At 51.0% G+C, this 17878-nt stretch carries 24 protein-coding genes; 17 read left to right on the top strand and 7 right to left on the bottom strand.

Features of this window, described 5'->3' with window-relative positions; translation table 11 throughout:
• Positions 1–16 precede the first annotated feature (16 nt).
• Positions 17–196, top strand: coding sequence for a hypothetical protein (locus ACJ67_RS12320; RefSeq protein WP_049639323.1), 180 nt, complete (start codon positions 17–19; stop codon positions 194–196).
• A 56-nt stretch (positions 197–252) separates the two neighbouring features.
• The gene (locus ACJ67_RS12315; protein WP_049639322.1) at positions 253–510 is read left to right on the top strand and encodes a hypothetical protein; all 258 of its coding nucleotides are present in this window, start codon (positions 253–255) and stop codon (positions 508–510) included.
• A 78-nt stretch (positions 511–588) separates the two neighbouring features.
• Here the strand turns inward: ACJ67_RS12315 and ACJ67_RS14860 are convergent, their stop codons facing one another.
• The 3 genes from ACJ67_RS14860 to ACJ67_RS12305 form a co-directional block, all read right to left on the bottom strand.
• On the bottom strand, positions 589–762 hold the full coding sequence (locus tag ACJ67_RS14860; protein WP_156171681.1) for a hypothetical protein: 174 nt from the start codon (positions 760–762) through the stop codon (positions 589–591).
• A 173-nt stretch (positions 763–935) separates the two neighbouring features.
• A complete protein-coding gene (locus ACJ67_RS12310) occupies positions 936–1247 on the bottom strand; it encodes a HigA family addiction module antitoxin (protein ID WP_049639321.1) in 312 nt (103 codons plus the stop codon).
• 73 nt (positions 1248–1320) lie between these two features.
• The gene (locus ACJ67_RS12305; protein ID WP_369799082.1) at positions 1321–1536 is read right to left on the bottom strand and encodes a type II toxin-antitoxin system RelE/ParE family toxin; all 216 of its coding nucleotides are present in this window, start codon (positions 1534–1536) and stop codon (positions 1321–1323) included.
• A gap of 166 nt (positions 1537–1702) precedes the next feature.
• Between ACJ67_RS12305 and pepN the strand changes: the two genes are divergently transcribed.
• From pepN to ACJ67_RS12290, 3 genes are all read left to right on the top strand, one after another.
• Positions 1703–4309: an aminopeptidase N gene (pepN, locus tag ACJ67_RS12300; RefSeq protein ID WP_049639320.1), complete on the top strand. Its 2607-nt coding sequence runs from the start codon at positions 1703–1705 to the stop codon at positions 4307–4309.
• Between the two features lie 82 nt (positions 4310–4391).
• Positions 4392–4631, top strand: coding sequence for a type II toxin-antitoxin system CcdA family antitoxin (locus ACJ67_RS12295; RefSeq protein ID WP_049639319.1), 240 nt, complete (start codon positions 4392–4394; stop codon positions 4629–4631).
• Positions 4631–4948 carry a CcdB family protein gene (locus ACJ67_RS12290; protein WP_049639318.1) on the top strand — a complete coding sequence of 106 codons (318 nt, stop codon included), beginning with the start codon at positions 4631–4633 and terminating at the stop codon, positions 4946–4948. Before ACJ67_RS12295 ends, ACJ67_RS12290 begins: the two co-directional genes overlap by 1 nt.
• Before the next feature lie 11 nt (positions 4949–4959).
• Here ACJ67_RS12290 and asd read toward each other — a convergent pair whose 3' ends face one another.
• The 4 genes from asd to ilvB all read right to left on the bottom strand — a co-directional run bounded on the left by asd (position 4960) and on the right by ilvB (position 9258).
• Entirely contained in the window at positions 4960–5808 is an 849-nt protein-coding gene (gene asd / locus ACJ67_RS12285; protein ID WP_049639317.1) for an archaetidylserine decarboxylase, read from the bottom strand.
• A 126-nt stretch (positions 5809–5934) separates the two neighbouring features.
• Entirely contained in the window at positions 5935–6951 is a 1017-nt protein-coding gene (gene ilvC / locus ACJ67_RS12280) for a ketol-acid reductoisomerase (RefSeq protein ID WP_049639316.1), read from the bottom strand.
• Between the two features lie 52 nt (positions 6952–7003).
• Entirely contained in the window at positions 7004–7495 is a 492-nt protein-coding gene (ilvN, locus tag ACJ67_RS12275) for an acetolactate synthase small subunit (protein WP_018987330.1), read from the bottom strand.
• A complete protein-coding gene (gene ilvB / locus ACJ67_RS12270) occupies positions 7495–9258 on the bottom strand; it encodes a biosynthetic-type acetolactate synthase large subunit (RefSeq protein WP_049639315.1) in 1764 nt (587 codons plus the stop codon). The genes ilvN and ilvB overlap by 1 nt, the downstream gene beginning before the upstream one ends.
• 199 nt (positions 9259–9457) lie before the next feature.
• Between ilvB and ACJ67_RS12265 the strand changes: the two genes are divergently transcribed.
• From ACJ67_RS12265 to ACJ67_RS12210, 12 genes are all read left to right on the top strand, one after another.
• The gene (locus tag ACJ67_RS12265) at positions 9458–9766 is read left to right on the top strand and encodes a hypothetical protein (protein WP_049639314.1); all 309 of its coding nucleotides are present in this window, start codon (positions 9458–9460) and stop codon (positions 9764–9766) included.
• A 57-nt stretch (positions 9767–9823) separates the two neighbouring features.
• Positions 9824–10441, top strand: coding sequence for a 30S ribosomal protein S4 (rpsD, locus tag ACJ67_RS12260; RefSeq protein ID WP_049639313.1), 618 nt, complete (start codon positions 9824–9826; stop codon positions 10439–10441).
• A 191-nt stretch (positions 10442–10632) separates the two neighbouring features.
• Entirely contained in the window at positions 10633–10860 is a 228-nt protein-coding gene (gene hemP / locus ACJ67_RS12255) for a hemin uptake protein HemP (protein WP_049639312.1), read from the top strand.
• Between the two features lie 78 nt (positions 10861–10938).
• Entirely contained in the window at positions 10939–11802 is an 864-nt protein-coding gene (locus ACJ67_RS12250; RefSeq protein WP_049639311.1) for an energy transducer TonB, read from the top strand.
• Positions 11803–11848: 46 nt separating this feature from the next.
• Entirely contained in the window at positions 11849–12592 is a 744-nt protein-coding gene (locus ACJ67_RS12245; RefSeq protein WP_049639310.1) for a MotA/TolQ/ExbB proton channel family protein, read from the top strand.
• Positions 12589–13008 carry a biopolymer transporter ExbD gene (locus ACJ67_RS12240; RefSeq protein ID WP_049639309.1) on the top strand — a complete coding sequence of 140 codons (420 nt, stop codon included), beginning with the start codon at positions 12589–12591 and terminating at the stop codon, positions 13006–13008. The genes ACJ67_RS12245 and ACJ67_RS12240 overlap by 4 nt, the downstream gene beginning before the upstream one ends.
• A gap of 30 nt (positions 13009–13038) precedes the next feature.
• Complete coding sequence (locus ACJ67_RS12235) at positions 13039–14178, top strand: PepSY domain-containing protein (RefSeq protein WP_049639308.1); 1140 nt, start codon at positions 13039–13041, stop codon at positions 14176–14178.
• A gap of 25 nt (positions 14179–14203) precedes the next feature.
• Positions 14204–14458: a hypothetical protein gene (locus ACJ67_RS12230; RefSeq protein ID WP_049639307.1), complete on the top strand. Its 255-nt coding sequence runs from the start codon at positions 14204–14206 to the stop codon at positions 14456–14458.
• 79 nt (positions 14459–14537) lie between these two features.
• The gene (azu, locus tag ACJ67_RS12225) at positions 14538–15008 is read left to right on the top strand and encodes an azurin (protein ID WP_231587177.1); all 471 of its coding nucleotides are present in this window, start codon (positions 14538–14540) and stop codon (positions 15006–15008) included.
• A gap of 257 nt (positions 15009–15265) precedes the next feature.
• Positions 15266–15868, top strand: a complete 603-nt coding sequence (locus ACJ67_RS12220) for a HugZ family protein (RefSeq protein WP_231587176.1) — start codon at positions 15266–15268, stop codon at positions 15866–15868.
• A gap of 2 nt (positions 15869–15870) precedes the next feature.
• Positions 15871–16926, top strand: a complete 1056-nt coding sequence (locus ACJ67_RS12215; protein ID WP_049639306.1) for a hemin-degrading factor — start codon at positions 15871–15873, stop codon at positions 16924–16926.
• A 7-nt stretch (positions 16927–16933) separates the two neighbouring features.
• Positions 16934–17854, top strand: a complete 921-nt coding sequence (locus tag ACJ67_RS12210; RefSeq protein WP_049639305.1) for a hemin ABC transporter substrate-binding protein — start codon at positions 16934–16936, stop codon at positions 17852–17854.
• The last annotated feature ends 24 nt before the right edge of the window (positions 17855–17878 follow it).

The following is a 17878-nucleotide window of genomic DNA, read 5'->3' as shown; positions in this document are numbered from 1 at the left end:
TAAATGAGGAGGCTGTATGTCATCGTTCGCTTTGTATCTTTTAGGTTTTGCAATTTTGATTGGCGGGATTGCATGGGCGTTAGTCGAGGCTGGCGTGCCACATTTGTACATCGTGATTGCTTCTGTGATTCTCACCGGGATCGGTATATTAAAGGCGGTGTCACACACCAGAACCAAGGATATTTCGCGGAACTAAGCAGGCTGGCAGGTATTCAATCTAGTTACTGTTGATAAATTTCCGAAGTAATTGCAATGAACAATTTTAATAAAACTGATTTGAAGTTGGATGGACTGGAGATTAATGGCCTGTATCTTGAGGATGTTTTTTCGGTGTGGGAGCATTTTGATAAAAACGCGAATAAGTACTTTACCGTTTTTATGATTAATAATTCTCGCATCACGGTGCCAGCCACTGAAGCGAATGCAGCATTACTGTATGAGAGCGGCCATCCTGTCTCTGAATTTGTTGTAAACGATGGCGTTGTGGATGAGCTTGAGGTTGCGACCTAAGCGAACTGAATCAATTGGGCAAGTGTAATTTAAACTGGACTCGCCTATTTTTCTTGGGGGCGATAAGAGAGCCCTCCTTTAGTAGTCAACCTGTGGCACTTCATGCGCTTTTGAAGATTTAGCCAAACGCAAAAAATAAGCCACCTGCTCGACCCATTGCAGACGCTGTAATGGGGTTAATGCCATAAAGGCACGCAAGCGTTCTTCACTGACATGGTAAGTTCTGTCGGCTGGATTAAAGGGCGCGTTCATAGTGATTTTATTTTCTCTAAGTGCTCAATATCACTGATGGTTTTTGAGGGTTATGTCTTGCAAAATAGTACAAGCAAAAAAGGAAGCATCCTTCTGTGCTTAAACGCAAATAATCATATCGCCATATTCGGCACCACATCTCATCATATGCAAGTAAAACCACCAGCAAAACTCTATTTTGCGAGTAAAACATCCTTCAGCGGCTTTACCTGAACACTGACCTTTTCTCTTGCTTGCCAGAGGTCATAGGCTGTTTGTTCCGCCAACCAAATATCAGCTCGCCCACCATTTTCAACGCCTAGCCATTTTTCAAGGCGTATGGCCATTTCCGGGGAAATGGCAGCGCGACCATTTAACACTTTGGATAAGGTCGGGCGGGCTACCCCTAATTGCTCGGCGGCTTCGGTTACAGATAGGCCGAGTGCGGGCAATATATCGTCACGTAGTGTTTCACCCGGATGGGGTGGATTATGCATTGGGTTCATAAGTTTTCTTTCAATGGTAATCTTGATAATCGACCAAAATCACATCTTCGCCTTCAAACATAAAGGTCATTCTCTAATTGCCATTCACTACGATTGAAAAATGTTGAGAAAGCTCTCCTTCCAAAGCATGTAATCGCCAGCCGGGCACATTCATGTCGTTAGGGTTTTTCGCAACATTGAGGCGTAGCAGTTGCCGACTTAGTCTTTGAGCATGATGTGGTTGAATGCCCGCTTTACTGCCAGTCTCAAAGAACTGTTTTAAACCTTTGTGTTTAAATGATTTGATCATTTTTAATGAGTGTAGTGTGTCGCGTTACACATATCAATGCCATTGATTTTCATGATTAATTTAACATGTGATAAGGCTTTGTGGTGAAAGAATGATTAAACCAATTTCAGAACGACAACTCTCAAATATAATCCTTACTTAACTCTAAAAACTCTCAGGTAAATCCATGCGAACTGAAAACGCTGTTGCACCAAAAACTATCTACCTTAAAGACTACACACCTGCGCCCTACCTGGCGCAGCAGGTGAATTTGAGTTTTAACCTGTTGCCTGGCAAAACGATTGTCACGTCTGAAGTGAAGTATGTGAAAAATCCGGCGGGGGCTTCGCATGATTTGGTGCTGGATGGCGAAGATCAAACCATCATTTCCGTTGCTTTGAATGGTAAGCCGTTTGATGGCTACACCGTGGCGGATGGACAAATGACCATCCTCAACCCTGGGGATGAGTTTACGCTGACGATTGTCAGTGAAATCAACCCTGAGGCGAATACGGCGCTGGAGGGGTTGTATCAATCACAAGGCACCTATTGCACGCAGTGCGAGGCTGAAGGCTTCAGACGCATCACTTATTACCAGGATAGGCCGGATGTTTTGAGCGTGTTTACCGTGCGCATTGAGGCGGATGCCAAGGCGTATCCGGTGATGTTGTCGAACGGCAATTTGCAGGATGAAGGCAGTTTGCCGGATGGCAGGCATTACCGTGTCTGGCATGATCCGTTTCCTAAACCTTGCTACCTGTTTGCGCTGGTGGCGGGTGACTTGGTGCGCGTGGCGGATACGTTTACCACCATGACGGGCCGCAAGGTGGACTTGCATATTTATGTGCGGGCAGGGGATGAGAGCCAATGCAGTCATGCCATGGAGTCGCTGAAAAAGGCAATGAAGTGGGATGAAGAGGTGTATGGCCGCGAGTATCAGCTGGAGCTGTTCAATATTGTGGCGGTGAGCGACTTTAATATGGGCGCGATGGAAAACACTTCGCTCAATGTCTTTAACACTGCGCTGGTGCTGGCGCATCAGGAAACCGCGACTGACAGCGATTTTATGAGTGTGGAAGGCGTGATCGGCCACGAGTATTTCCACAACTGGACCGGTAACCGCGTGACCTGCCGTGACTGGTTCCAGCTCTCACTCAAAGAAGGGTTTACCGTGTTCCGCGACCAGGAGTTCAGCGCCGATTTGAACTCACGGGCAGTGTTGCGCATTGACGATGTGAATGGCTTGCGCCGTTTGCAGTTCCCTGAAGATGGCAGCCCGCTGGCGCACTCGGTGCAGCCTGATCAGTTTATCGAGATCAGTAATTTTTACACCAAGACTATTTACGACAAAGGCGCTGAACTGATCCGCATGCAGCACACTTTGCTGGGTGCTGAGACTTTCCGCAAAGCCACCGATTTGTATTTTGACCGCTATGATGGCCATGCCGTGACTTGCGATGATTTTGTGCAATGTATGGCGGATGCGTCTGGCCGTGACATGTCGCAGTTCTTCCGCTGGTATAAGCAGGCGGGAACGCCCACGCTGCAAGTAAGCAGTCATTACGATGCCGCGCAGCAAAGCTATAGGCTCACCTTTAAGCAGTCTCAGCCGGATACGCCAGGGCAAACCGACAAGCAGCCGCTGCATATTCCAGTGGCGTTAGGCTTGCTGGATGCGAGTGGAAAAGAGATTCTGCCCACCCGCGTGCTGGAAGTGACTGCGCGTGAACAAACGTTCACTTTCAATGGCATCAGCGCAAAACCGGTGCCTTCTATCTTGCGTGGTTTCTCAGCACCAGTGAAGCTCGAAACCGATTTAAGCGACGATGATTTGCGTTTACTACAAGTACATGACACCGACGGCTTTAACAAGTGGGAAGCAGGCCAGACTTTAGCGTTGCGGACCATCCAGCGTGTGATGGAAAACCCGGCAGCAGACATTTCACAGTTTGTTGCGGATGTGGGTACTTTGATTCAACAAGGTCTGACAGGCAAGGGCGATAAAGCCTTGCTGGCGCGTGCATTAAGCTTACCTATGATAGGTGTAATTGGTCAGCATTTGCCGGTGATTGCCCCGGCTGCAATCGATGCCGCACGCACGGCTGTGCTCAAGCAAATTAAGAGTGCGCATAAAGACGCGCTGGCTGCGTTATATGACGCGAACGGCAACACAGGCAGCTTCTCTATTACGCCAGAAGCCATGGGTCGCAGAGCCTTGCAGCATGCCGTGCTGGAGATCCTCACCGTGACCAATGGCACCGGTTGTGCTACGCGTGCAAAAGCGCATTATGATGCCGCAGATAATATGACAGACCGCGTGACTGCGCTGGCCTGCCTGGCGGATAGCAGCCAGCCACAACGCGCAGAAGTCTTTGCTGATTTTTATACCCGCTTTGAAAAGTATCCTCTGGTAGTGGATAAGTGGTTCTCGCTACAGGCCATTGCCAACCGTGAGCAGATTTTTGATGACCTCTCTATGTTGCGCAGCCATCCGGATTTCAATATCAAGAATCCTAACCGCGTGCGTTCGCTGTACTCAGCCTTTGCCATTAACAACCCGGTGAAATTTCATGATGCGAGCGGAAAAGGCTATGCGTTCTTGCGCGATGTGATTATTGAGCTGAATACCATCAACCCACAAATCGCTGCTCGTATGGTGACGCCTTTGCGTGAGTGGAAGCGCTACACACCTGAGTTGCAGGCGCATATGAAAGCCGCACTTGAAGCCATTCTAGCCACGCCCAATTTGTCTGGGGATGTGTTTGAAATTGTGAGCAAGAGTTTGAATGCTTAAGTATTTCTATGAATGCTTGCCCGGTTGACATGCATTATTGATGCGCATATATTATGCGCATCAATAATAGTGGGGAGTGATCATGTTATTCAATCCACAAGCGCCAAAACGTGCCACGAATCTGAGTGTGAACAGCGATTTGTTGCGTCAGGCGCGTGAGCTTGATATCAATTTGTCTGCGGCATTTGAAGAAACGCTTTCCGCTTTGGTCGTCAAAAAAAAGCAACAAGCCTGGCTTGAACAAAACAAGCATGCCATTGAAGTTTATAACCAGCAGGTCGAGGCGAATGGCGTGTTTGGTGATACCGTGAGGACGTTCTGATGGCACAGTTTAGTGTGTATGCCAATCAAAACACAGCGACGAGCGATCAATTTCCTTATTTGCTGAATATACAGAATGATTTATTGAGTGCATTGCAAACTTGTGTGGTTGTGCCATTAACAGCCGCTAACCACGCTGGTTATCGTGCGATGAACAGGCTGACTCCATTGCTAACCGTTCAAGGTAGTCAGTATCTGATGTTGACGCCTCAGTTGGCAGGCATTGCCAAACGTGAACTAGGCGAAGAAATAGAAAACCTCGCCGAAGCGAGGCTGGAAATTATTGCTGCAATGGACTTTTTGTTAAGCGGTGTTTAACGCCAAGCAAACTAACGCCCCATCGCTTCACCAAGGCGTATCGGTTTGCCTGCATGCCAGCTATCATTAAAAGCGAGTACGTCTTTTTCAAACAGCATCACCACCGTTGAGCCGAGCAGGAAGCGGCCCATTTCTTCGCCTTGCTTCAGGCTGATGTTGCGGTCACTGTAATCCCAATGCACCACTTTGCCGGGGCGTGGCGGGTTGATGATGTGGTCTTTGGCATCGTGCCAAACCGTAGCCATGCTACCGACAATCGTCGCGCCGACCAGCACCATGACAAACTTGCCATGGTGGAGAGATTCAAAGGTGCAGACCACGCGTTCGTTACGCGCAAACAGGCCGGGCACATTGGCGGCCGTGAGTGGGTTCACTGAGAATAAATCACCAGGCACATAGGTCATGCTCAACAGCTTGCCGTCGCAAGGCATATGGATACGGTGGTAATCTTTGGGACTGAGATACAGGCAGGCGAAGCTGCCATTGTCAAAATTTGCAGCTAAAGCCGCATCGCCGCCTACCAGTGTTTGTGCTGTGTATTGGTGGCCTTTGGCCTGGAAAATCTGGCCGTTTTCAATCTTTCCAAACTGGCTGATGGCGCCATCCACCGGGCACACAAAAGCATTGTTTGCCAGTGGCCTGGCGCCAGGTTTGAGCGGGCGCGTGAAGAAGAGGTTAAATGTTGGGTAGCTGCTGATATCGCCGTTGAGGGCTTCTTCCATATTGACATGATATTTGTTCACAAACCAGCCAATAAAGGCGGTAGTCAGACGGCCAGCTGGCCAGTGTGCCAGTTTTCCGGCCACGGTAGTCAGTAATTGTTTGGGGGCGATGTATTGCAACAGAATGGCGAGTTTCACTCTGGATATCCTTTGTGGGCGACTTTTTGCAAAGCATAAAAAATAAAGCACAGGAGGGCAAGCCTACCTGTGCTTTTATCGTTGGCGAGATCAGCACAGGCTGATCTCAGGCCGCGATCATGGCAATTAGTTTTTAGACTGATCAACCAGTTTGTTTTTTGCGATCCAAGGCATCATGGCGCGCAGTTTGTTACCCACTTGCTCGATTGGGTGAGTTGCGTTCAAACGACGGCGAGCAGTCATTTCTGGGTAGTTGGTACGGCCTTCCAGGATGAACTGTTTCGCGTAGTTACCGTTCTGGATGTTAGCCAAGCACTGACGCATCGCGTCTTTTGACTGGCTGTTAATAACTTGTGGGCCTGTCACGTACTCACCGTACTCCGCGTTGTTGGAGATGGAGTAGTTCATGTTAGCGATACCGCCTTCGTACATCAGGTCAACGATCAGTTTCAGTTCGTGCAGGCACTCGAAGTAGGCCATTTCTGGCGCATAACCAGCTTCAACCAAAGTTTCGAAACCTGCTTTAACCAGTTCAACCGCGCCACCACACAGAACAGCCTGTTCGCCGAACAAGTCAGTTTCAGTTTCTTCACGGAAGTCAGTCTCGATCACGCCACCTTTGGTGCCGCCGTTAGCTGCCGCGTAAGACAATGCAATGTCTTTAGCCTTGCCGGAAGTGTTTTGGTACACAGCGATCAGTGAAGGAACGCCGCCGCCTTTGAGGTACTCTGAACGCACAGTGTGGCCTGGGCCTTTAGGTGCGATCATGATCACATCCAGGTCAGCGCGTGGCACGATCTGGTTGTAATGGATGTTGAAGCCGTGAGCGAATGCCAATGCAGCACCTTTTTTCAGGTTAGGTGCGATTTCGGCATTGAAGATTTCTGCCATGGTTTCGTCTGGCAGCAATACCATGACGACGTCAGCTTCTTTAACCGCTGCAGCGATTTCCAAAGTCGTGTGGCCAGCGCCTTCGGCTTTGGCCCATGAGCCGCCGCCTTTACGCAAACCGATAGTGACGTTTACGCCGCTGTCGCGCAGGTTAGCTGCGTGCGCATGACCTTGGGAACCATAACCCACGATAGTTACTTTTTTGCCCTTGATAATGCTTAAGTCGGCGTCCTTGTCGTAATAAACGTTCATCTCTGCTTTTGCCTTTCAATACAAATGCTTTTGTCTGTAAAAATAATGTCGATTAAACCTTGAGGATACGGTCGCCACGACCGATGCCGGACGCGCCGGTGCGCACGGTTTCAAGAATCGCGCTGCGGTCTATGGCTTCAATAAATGCATCCAGTTTGCTGCAAGAGCCGGTAAGCTCAATGGTGTAACTATTGTCGGCCACATCGATAATACGGCCGCGGAAAATGTCGCACATACGCTTCATTTCGTCTTTATGGACGCCGGTGGCTTTCACCTTAACCAGCATCAGTTCGCGCTCAATGTGCTTGCCATCGTTGAGGTCCAGCACCTTGACCACGTCAATCAACTTGTTGAGTTGCTTGATAATCTGTTCAATCACATCATCGGAGCCTGTCGTGACAATCGTCATGCGTGACAGCGTTGGATCTTCTGTCACGGCTACCGTGAGTGATTCAATGTTGTAACCGCGCGCAGAAAACAGGCCCGCCACGCGTGACAGCGCGCCTGCTTCGTTTTCCATCAGTAGCGAGATGATATGACGCATTATTCTTCCCCTTTCAGGCGGCTGGCCGTGCTTGGGCTTAGTACCATTTCTGACAAGCCCTTGCCGTTTTCAACCATAGGGAAGACGTTTTCTGTTTGGTCGGTTAAAAAGTCCATAAATACAAATTTGTCTTTTCTATCAAACGCCTCTTTGAGGGCGCCTTCTACATCTGCCGGGTTGGTGATGCGCATGCCAACGTGGCCATACGACTCTGCCAGTTTGACGAAGTCCGGCAGGCTGTCCATGTACGACTCGGAGTAACGGTTCTCGTAGAAGAACTCCTGCCACTGACGCACCATGCCCAGGTAGCGGTTGTTCAACAGAATGACCTTGATCGGCAGGCCATATTGCGCACAGGTGGACAGTTCCTGAATGTTCATCTGGATACTGCCTTCGCCGGTAATACAGGCGACCTGCGCATGTTTGTCGGCAAACTGACAGCCCATGGCGTATGGCAAGCCAACACCCATGGTGCCCAGGCCACCAGAGTTGATCCAGCGGCGTGGTTTGTCGAATTTGTAGTATTGCGCGGCCCACATCTGGTGCTGGCCCACGTCTGAGGTCACATAGGCTTCACCTTTGGTCACTTCCCACAGTTTCTGCACCACATATTGCGGTTTGATCACGCTGTCTGAGTAGACGTAATCCAGTGACTGGATACCACGCCATTCATTAATCTGTGACCACCAGTCAGCGGTATCCGTCGTTTGGTTTTCTTCCTGCGCCAGGATTTCATTCATGTCCGTCAGCACGGACTGAACGTCACCCACGATAGGCACGTCGACCTTCACGCGTTTTGAAATGCTGGAGGGGTCGACATCAATATGAATGATGGTGCGTTTCTGGCCGCCAAAATGTTTGGGGTTGCCAATCACTCGGTCATCAAAGCGCGCGCCCACCGCCAGCAGCACATCACAGTGTTGCATGGCCATGTTGGCTTCATAAGTGCCGTGCATGCCCAGCATGCCCACAAACTGTTTGTCAGTTGCCGGGTAACCGCCTAAACCCATCAAGGTATTGGTGACCGGGAAATTGAGTGCTTTTGCCAGCTTGACCAGTTCAGCGGCACCATTACCCAAAACCAGGCCGCCACCGGTGTAGATCATCGGGCGTTTTGCGCCTAGCAGCAGTTTGACCGCTTTCTTGATCTGGCCATTGTGGCCTTTCAAAATCGGATTGTAAGAACGCATCTCTACCGTTTTCGGGTAGATGAAGTCAGCCACGTGTGCCGTGATATCTTTTGGAATATCTACAACTACCGGACCTGGACGGCCTGTCTTGGCGATAAAGAACGCTTTCTTGATGGTCGGCGCAATGTCTTTGACATGCTTGACCAAGAAATTATGTTTTACGCAAGGGCGGGTCACGCCAACCATGTCCACTTCCTGGAACGCATCCAGGCCAATGGCTGGAACTGGCACCTGGCCGCTAATGACCACCAGTGGAATCGAATCCATATAGGCAGTGGCAATGCCGGTGACGGCATTGGTCGCACCTGGACCGCTGGTGACCAGGGCAACACCGACATCGCCGGTTGCACGTGAGTAGGCATCTGCCGCATGCACGGCTGCCTGTTCGTGGCGCACCAGAATATGCTTGAAGCCATTCTGTTTATAGAGCGCGTCGTAAATGTGCAAGACCGCGCCACCTGGATAGCCAAAGACGAATTTGACTTTTTCCTCATTCAGGCAAGAGACAACGATGTCCGCACCTGTCATGGATTTGGCGTGGGTGTCTGTGGCGGAGTGGGCAGAAGCGTCCATAAAACCTTGATTTTTTGGCTAATTAATGTTGAACCCTATACATTAACTGGCTTTGCTAATTTGGTCAAGATTGTTGCCTGTGTGCAAAGCAGTTTGCTGCGATCTGCAAAAGATTAGCGGCAAGGTGCAAACAAAGGTTGACATCCTAAATGAGAAACATTATCATTTCCATAAACGATTGAACGAAAGTCATCCCGCAATGCAGATTGATTACGCCGCACAAGCCAGTGATTTTTTTGATCCGGACTTACCCACTGCCAGTGCCGTGCTGGTTTCGCTGAGTTGCGTGGCCACGCGTTACGCCGCAAATCCTTCTGAAGACTTGGCTTTGTTGGGTTGTAGCCTGGCGCAGACACTCACTGCACCAGAGTATGCGGAGAGTGGGTTGATCAAGTCTGCTGCCAAGCAACTGTTGCAAGAGTGGCAGGCATTGTTGCAGGCGCATCAGGAATTTGCCATGCAGCAGGCGGTGACTGATTTTGTGGCGCAACCTTCCACGTTGCAGTAGCCGCTGAGATGTATCAATAGAGCAATTTAAAGATTAACAACGAAAGGTAATAGATTCATGGCACGTACCACAGGACCCAGGCTCAAGATTATGCGCGCATTGGGCGTAGAGTTGCCCGGCTTGTCCCGCAAATCCATTGAAAACCGTCCTAACCCGCCAGGTCAGCACGGTCAGCAGGCGTCTCGCCGCCGCCGTTCAGACTTTGCTGTCAAACTGGTGCAAAAGCAAAAGATTCGCTTTAACTATGGCGTGAGTGAAAAGCAAATGCGCCGTTTAATCCTGGAGGCACGTAAAGGCACGGAGCCTACCGGCGAAAAATTGATGTCATTGCTGGAGCGGCGCCTGGATAACGTGGTGTTTCGTGCCGGTTTTGCCCCTACAGGGATTGCTGCGCGCCAGTTGGTGAACCATGGCCACGTATTGCTCAATGGTAAGTCAGCCAACATTGCGTCTATTCGTTTGCAGGTGGGCGATGTGGTCAGTGTAAAAGAGAAAAGCCGCAAGATCCCGATGGTGATGGATGCGATGGCAACGCCTAGCCTGACGATTCCAGAGTGGTTGTCGGTGGAGGCAGCCTCTGCAAGCGCAAAAATTGGGCATTTGCCTTCTATTGAAGATGTGCCGTTCCCGATTGATGTGCAGCAGGTGGTTGAATATTACTCCAACCGTGTTTAATTTTAGCTGGCCAGACTCTGCATCGGGTTTGGCTGGTAAAGCATTTGAGCAATGCTCCTAACCCCAACATGTCATTGCTCAAATAGGCGTGATTGTTCATGCGCCAAATCATCCCTGGTAAGGGTGTTCCTTGAAATCTGATGCCGCATTGCTCGCGCAAGTAAGTCGGCCTTTTTTTAGAATGGATTCAAATGACTAACCGCTTGCAATCATCACTGGATGAGGTGCAAAATGCGACCGGCGTTTCGTCACAGTGGATGCCTACGATAGACGCTCAAGAGTTGTTGGGTGACGCAGGCGTGCTGGCGATTGTGCATGGTGGCGAGACTTATCAGTTGACGCGCACCAAGCAAAACAAATTACTGTTGACCAAGTGCCAGGCGTTGGTAACGCCAGGACTGGCTCAGCAAAATCAATAGAGGTTTTTGCGTGAAATGTGTGTGTAATGATGGCAACCCTGGCGTTGCCTTTTGTGATTTTATCAGGGGAGTGAGCTAATGCTGCAACGTGAGTCTTTGCAGGGGTTGTCGTTAAAGCCTCAGCGTGCGCTTGCCTCTCGTGTCCCTGAGTTGAGTTTGCACCGTCGCCAGCTCGGAGAGTTGGCCGGGATTTTTCGCTGGTCGGTGTTGGCCACCGAGGACTGGTTGTCCCGCGATAGCCGTCAGGGCTGGCATGGGCTGGGTATGCTGGCTGTGGTGGCATTGCATGCTGCGGTCATTGCCTGGTTGTTGATGCATGAAGAACCCGTTATCGTTGAGCCCAAGCCTGAGCCGATGACAGTTTCGCTGATTACACTGCCTGCCAAGAAAGAAGAAGCGCCTGCACCGGAAGTGGTGCCGATTATCAAGCAACAGCCAGTGGTTAAACCGGTGATCAAGCCTAAAGAAACGCCTAAGCCTGTAGAGCGGCCTGCGCCGGTGGTGGAGCGTATTGTCGAAACCACGCCAGAGCAACCAAAATTTGAAGCCAGTACGCAGCCATCCGCGCCACCGTTGGAAGCGCCTGTCGCTAGTGCGCCTAGCAAACCAGCGCCGCCAGCAGCACCTCCCAAGCAGGAGGTAGTGGAAGAGAAAGTCGAGCCCCCCAAATTTGGGGTTGCTTACCTGAATAATCCGCCGCCAGAGTACCCACGTTTGTCACAGCGTGCCGGTGAAGAGGGCAGGGTACTTATGAAGGTGCTGGTTTCTGCCGAAGGACGGCCAGAAACGGTAGACGTGATTAGTAGCAGTGGTTTTGAGCGCCTGGACAAGGCAGCCGTCAATGCGGTCAAGCAATGGCGTTTTGAGCCTGCGCGCAAGGGCGGAAAAGCGTTGAGTGCCTACGTGAATGTACCGTTGTCATTCTCGCTGACGCAGAATTAGGCAAGTTTGGAATATTGAGCAAGTTTTCAGTGAAAGGGAATTTTTAATGCAATCAACAAGTGGTTTGGCTTTTATCACCGAAGGTGGTGTGGTGTCGGTGTTAGTGGCACTGATCTTACTGACGATGTCGGTACTGAGCTGGTACTTTATTCTTGTGAAGTCCTGGCAGGTGTTCAAGCGCAAGCGTGATGTGTCTGCTTATGTACGCCAATTCTGGCGTAAGGCCACCTTGCAAGAAGCGCTACAGGAAGCACAATTGCAATCACCGGCATTCCGCTTGGCGTTGACTGCGGTGGAGTCTACCCAGCATCACCAGCAATATGCCAGCCAGTCACTGGCGGCGGCCTGCAGCCAGGATGAGTTTATCGCGCGCCAGTTGCGTCGTACGCTGTCACAAGAGCAGGCTGCGCTCGAAAGCGGTTTGTCTGTGCTGGCCTCCGTAGGCAGTGTGGCGCCTTTCGTGGGTTTGTTCGGTACGGTATGGGGCATTTACCATGCGCTGACAGCCATTGGTCAGTCTGGTGTGGCAACCATTGATAAGGTCGCTGGCCCAGTGGGCGAAGCCCTGATCATGACTGCCATTGGTCTGGCTGTGGCGATTCCTGCCGTGCTGGCTTATAACGCGTTTATCAAGGCCAACCGCGGCATCATGGCGGAACTTGAGAGTTTTGCACAGGATCTGCATACCCTGCTGACCACCGGTGCGCCACTGGTGATCAAGGCCGGTAACAAACCCGCTAACGTGACAGAATTGCACGCCAAAGTGGCCGGCAAAGGTGGCAATGTATGATAGGCCAGAATCCATTCAGTGCGGCTGAGCACACGCAACCCATGAGTGAAATCAACACCACACCGCTGGTGGACGTCATGCTGGTGTTGCTGGTGATTTTTATCATCACGGCTCCACTGCTGACGCATGCGGTCAAGATTGATTTGCCGCAAGCCACCTCGCAACCACTGGAGGAAAAACCGGAAGTGATTGACCTGGCCGTGGATGCCGAGGGCAAGATTTTCTGGAATGACAGCGAAATCCAGGTGGCTGATCTGGCCACACGTATGTCAGACGAAGCTGCCAAGCAACAGCAGCCAGAATTGCAAATCCGTGCTGACAAAAATACGCGTTACCAGGTACTGGCAGAGGTGCTGGCTAAAGCGCAAACCGCTGGCATGAAAAAAGTTGGCTTCGTGAGCCAGCCGCAACCGTAAGTCATCAAGCAATCGCCACAGGTTTTATTCATGCTGTCTCATTCCTCTATCCGTCGCTGGGCCTGGGTACATAAATGGTCCAGCCTGGTGTGCACGGTATTCATGCTGTTGCTGTGCCTCACGGGTTTGCCACTGATTTTCCATCACGAAATTGGGGACTGGCTGGACAATCATATCGCGACACCTGAGATCGCCCACCAGGGGCCGATGGCCAGTATGGACGCTGTGCTGGCAGCTGCCAAAGCCAGGCAGCCGGGCATGGTGCCGTTGTATATGTATCGCGAGGAGGATGAGCCGCTACAGTGGGTTGTCAGATTGGCGAAAACCACGATGGCTGATAGCGGTTTCAAACATGTGGTGGTGGATGCGCGCACTGCGCAAGTCCTAGGCGTGCCACCAAGTGAACAAGGCTTTATGTATGTGATGTTTAAGCTGCATGTGGATCTGTTTGCCGGGTTGCCTGGCATGCTGTTCCTGGGCTTGATGGGATTCTTGCTAGTCATCGCCATCATTTCAGGCGTGGTGCTTTATGCGCCCTTCATGCGCAAGCTGCCTTTCGGCGAAGTTCGGCACGCACGAGGTGAAAAGCTCAAACGCCTGGATATTCATAATTTGTTGGGCATTGTGACGTTGAGCTGGTTTTTCGTCGTCGGCGCCACTGGTGTCATTAATGCCTGGTCAGATCTGTTGGTCAAGTACTGGCAATTTGACCAGATGTCGCAAATGATTGCGCCTTACAAAAATCTGCCGCCACCGACGCGTTTCGCTTCGTTGCAGCAGTCGCTGGATGTGGCTCAGAAAACCGAACCCGAGATGCAGCTTGGCTTCATTGCCTTTCCTGGCACGCCTTACACCAGCCAGCATCACTACGGTATTTTCATGCGTGGCGATACGCCACTCACTAAACGCCTGTTCAAGCCGGTGCTGGTCGATGCGCAAAATGCAACACTGACCGACAGCCGCCCGCTGCCGTGGTACCTGGTGGCCTTGCTGGTGTCACAGCCATTACACTTTGGTGACTATGGCGGCATGACGCTTAAGTGGATATGGGCGGTGCTGGATATTTTGAGCATCATCGTGCTATGGACAGGCCTCAAGTTATGGTGGCGCAAGCGTCATCAATATGTGCCTGATGTGAATACGCGCATCTTGCTGAGCGAGGCGTATTGATCAATTTCAACGGGCGAACACAATCATGGTGACGCACCTGTTTATGCAAGCAAAAACACTACAACAAATTTTTTTATGGCCTGTGGTCATCGCCATACTTTCCTGTACCGGACTGATTGCAGCGTTGCTGTATGACGATATGCGCGAGTTAGTCTCGGATACGGCAGTGGCACTGCCGATATTGATTGCCGCCTATCATTATTGGCTCAAGCCTGTCAGGCAACGCAAATACAGGCCCGCCCTCGAAAAAACTTACCGCAAGCAAAACGCGACAAGGTAATTTTTAACCCGCAGCCAGCCAACGAGCGTCTCTCCAGTAGCCAGCCAATTTTTTTAATATGGATGCAATGGAGAACATCATGCGATTTACAATGAAGCAATGCGCGCAATTACTGGTGACTATGGGAGCGGCATGTTTGCTGCAACAGCAGGCGCAAGCCGCTGCCAGTTGCGATGTGACTGTGGAAGCCACCGATGCAATGACATTCAATACCAAAGAAATTGCAGTCCCTAAAAGCTGCAAGTCTTTCACCATCAACCTGAAACATACCGGCACCATGAGCAAAAACATCATGGGCCATAACCTGGTTGTGAGCAAACAGGCAGATGAGCAGGGCGTATTGCAGGATGGCATCAAGGCAGGCGTCAGCAAGTCATTTATCAAGCCTCAGGACGTCCGCGTGGTGGCTGCCACCAATGTCATTGGTGGTGGCGAGAGCGCAAGCACTTCTTTTAATCCCTCGCAGTTAGATGCCTCAGGCAACTACGTCTTCTTCTGCTCCTTCCCCGGACATGCTTCAGTGATGAAGGGTACCCTCAAACTCATCTAAGCCTCACCGCTCAACAGAGTGCAAGCAGGATAAAAGCGAATACTTGTCCCGCGCTTTTATCCTGCACTGCCGCTGATTTTTAGTATGCTTAAATCTGGAGGTATCACCAGGCCAGTTTTCCTGCCCGTTTCGAGCGGGCATCCAGGCCTGATGTTGTTTTCTGTAACACCAATGCCTGATTGATACGCGAAAAATAATATTAAGAACGCGTTAAAACACTATTTTGTAAATGAAAACGATTATCATATAGAATATCAATGAACAAAATAACTTCATCTTACATGGATGAGGTGTTTAACCTGGAGAACAATGATATGAATGAGGAGAAGTTGCAATCTATTGGGGCGGAAGCCATGGCATTCAAAAGCCAGTTTCAGTCGCTGCAATTGGCTACAACCAATGCGCAAGGATTGCCTGAGGCCAGTTATGCTGCTTATGTGGAGCAGGATAATAAATTCTATATTTACGTCAGCGAGCTGGCCACGCACTGTGCCAATCTGCGTGATACAGGACGTTGCTCCCTGATGTTTATCGAAGCGGAAAAGGACGCTGCCCATCTCTTTGCCAGAAAGCGCTTGGTGTTCCAGTGTGCAGCCCAAGAAGTAAACCGGGAAAGCGCCCAGTTTGAAACCATCATGGCGTTGTTCTTTGAAAAGTTTGGCAAGTTTATGGATGTAATCAGCAAACTGACTGACTTTCACCTGATCGAGCTGGTTCCTGCGCAAGGCAGTTATGTGTCTGGCTTTGCCAAGGCCTACCATTTGAATGGGCAAGACCTGATGCAGGTGACACATAGGAATGACCAAGGGCACACGGCACCTGATAAAGCGATCCAGCAGACACTGGATCAGCTGGCATAAACATGAATCTGCCGCTGAAGAATCCTGTTTTAGCCGAGATCAGGCAGCAGTTCCAGTTAGAGCGCCAGGCTGGTCGCGCCCGTCACCGGGAGATCGCCGAGAAGTTAAATATCTCAGAAGGCGAGTTGATTGCGGCACACGTAGGCGCCCCTGCTGATGGATTGATGCGGGTGACGTGTTTGCGGCCAGACTGGCATGCGTTGCTAGGGGCATGTGCTTCCCTCGGGCAAATCATGGCGCTGACGCGGAATGCCGCATGCGTGCATGAAAAGGATGGCGTTTATTCCGCAGTCACTGAACAGTCTAAGGTTATCTATGTGCGTGGTGAGCAGATCGATTTGCAATGTCGGTTTGCACATTGGCAGCACGGCTTTGCTGTAGAAGAGTCTGGCGAAAAAGGTGTGCAGCGCAGCCTGCAGTTTTATGACGCTGCAGGCATTGCAGTACATAAGCTGTTTTTGCGCCCGCAGAGTGATGTGACGGCTTATTTGGCATTGGGTGAAGCGTTCTCTGATACGAATCAGTTGCCTGGAATCACCGTTCAATTTTCTGCTGCAACAGCAGCTATTCAAGATTTCGCATCTTTCCTGCTGGCGTGGGAGATGGTGAATGATGCACGCGACTTATATGTTTTGCTTGCACAGTGCCAGGGTGGTTGTTTGTCATACTTACAACAGCTTGCTCCAGAAGCGGCACTACAAGTGCCAGTGAATATGGCCAGAGTCGTACTTGAAAAAGCTGCAGCTGAAGCGTTCTCCCTCTTGATTTTGACAGGAAATGCCGGGGTAACGCAGGCACATAGCGGACCCATCGATAAAGTGGTCGTTATGGGGCCGTGGCTAAATGTGCTTGATCCCGGCTTCAATCTCCATTTACGCGAAGATCACATCGCTTCTGCCTGGATGGTGATCCAGTCAGGGATGCATGGCCTGTTTTCTTCCCTCGCCTTACTTAATCAGGATGGCGTACTGATTACTCTGTTTGCATCAGCCATTGTCCCTGGCAAACCTGAAGCCAGGGCCTGGGCCGATTTGATCGAGCGCTTACCAAAGGTTTAGAGTCTGTATGTTTGATTTATTTAACGAGCAAAATGAGGGCATGCCCCAGTCGCGCCGTCATTTTTTAAACCAGATTGGTGCGGCGTTTGCAATAGCTTGTTTGCCGCAGTTGGCTTTGGGCGCAGAATCCAGCAAGAAAATGACGCGCCGCATTGTCAGCGTCGGTGGCGGGCTCACGGAAATTATTTATGCCCTAGGCGCTGAAAAAGAACTGGTGGGGGTAGATACCACATCGCTCTATCCGGAAGCAGCGACAAAGTTGCCCAGTGTAGGCTATGCCAGGGCGCTTTCCAGCGAAGGCATTCTGGCTTTGAGCCCAACGCTGGTGCTTGCCACAGAGGACGCAGGCCCCCCGGCAGTCCTGCGTCAGGTGGGTACGGCAGGTGTGCCCGTGTCTATATTGTCTGCCAACGACAAGTTTGAAGGGGTGATAGAGCGCATTCAGCATGTAGGGAGGCTGATAGAACGAAGCGCTCAGGCCAGTCAGTTGGAGTCGCAGTTAAGGCAAGACTGGCAGCGTGCACTTGCGCCAATTCTCGCACGCAAAACATCTGCACCACGAGTGTTGTTTATTTTGTCGCATAGTCCGGCGCAGATCATGGTGGGCGGTAGAAAAACTAGCGCCGACGCCATGATTGCCTATGCAGGCGCGCGCAATGCCGTGGACGGCTTTGACGGCTTTAAACCATTAACACCAGAAGCCGTGATTGCTGCGCAGCCAGACATTGTACTGTTCACCGAGCAGGGCATGGGTGTGGTCGGCGGGGTCGATGGTGCATTGAAATTACCTGGCCTGGCGCAGACGCCAGCCGGGCAAAAACGCCGTATGGTGGCATTAGAAGCCATGTTCATGCTGGGGTTTGGCCCACGCTTGCCGCAAGCCTTGTCAGCGCTGGACCAGTTACTCACCAAGGCCATGCAAGGCTAGTAACCCGGCCACCGTTTCGTGGCA

The sequence above is a fragment of the Methylophilus sp. TWE2 genome (genome assembly GCF_001183865.1).
GTDB lineage: Bacteria > Pseudomonadota > Gammaproteobacteria > Burkholderiales > Methylophilaceae > Methylophilus.
This window is presented reverse-complemented; position numbering and strand designations above follow the sequence as displayed.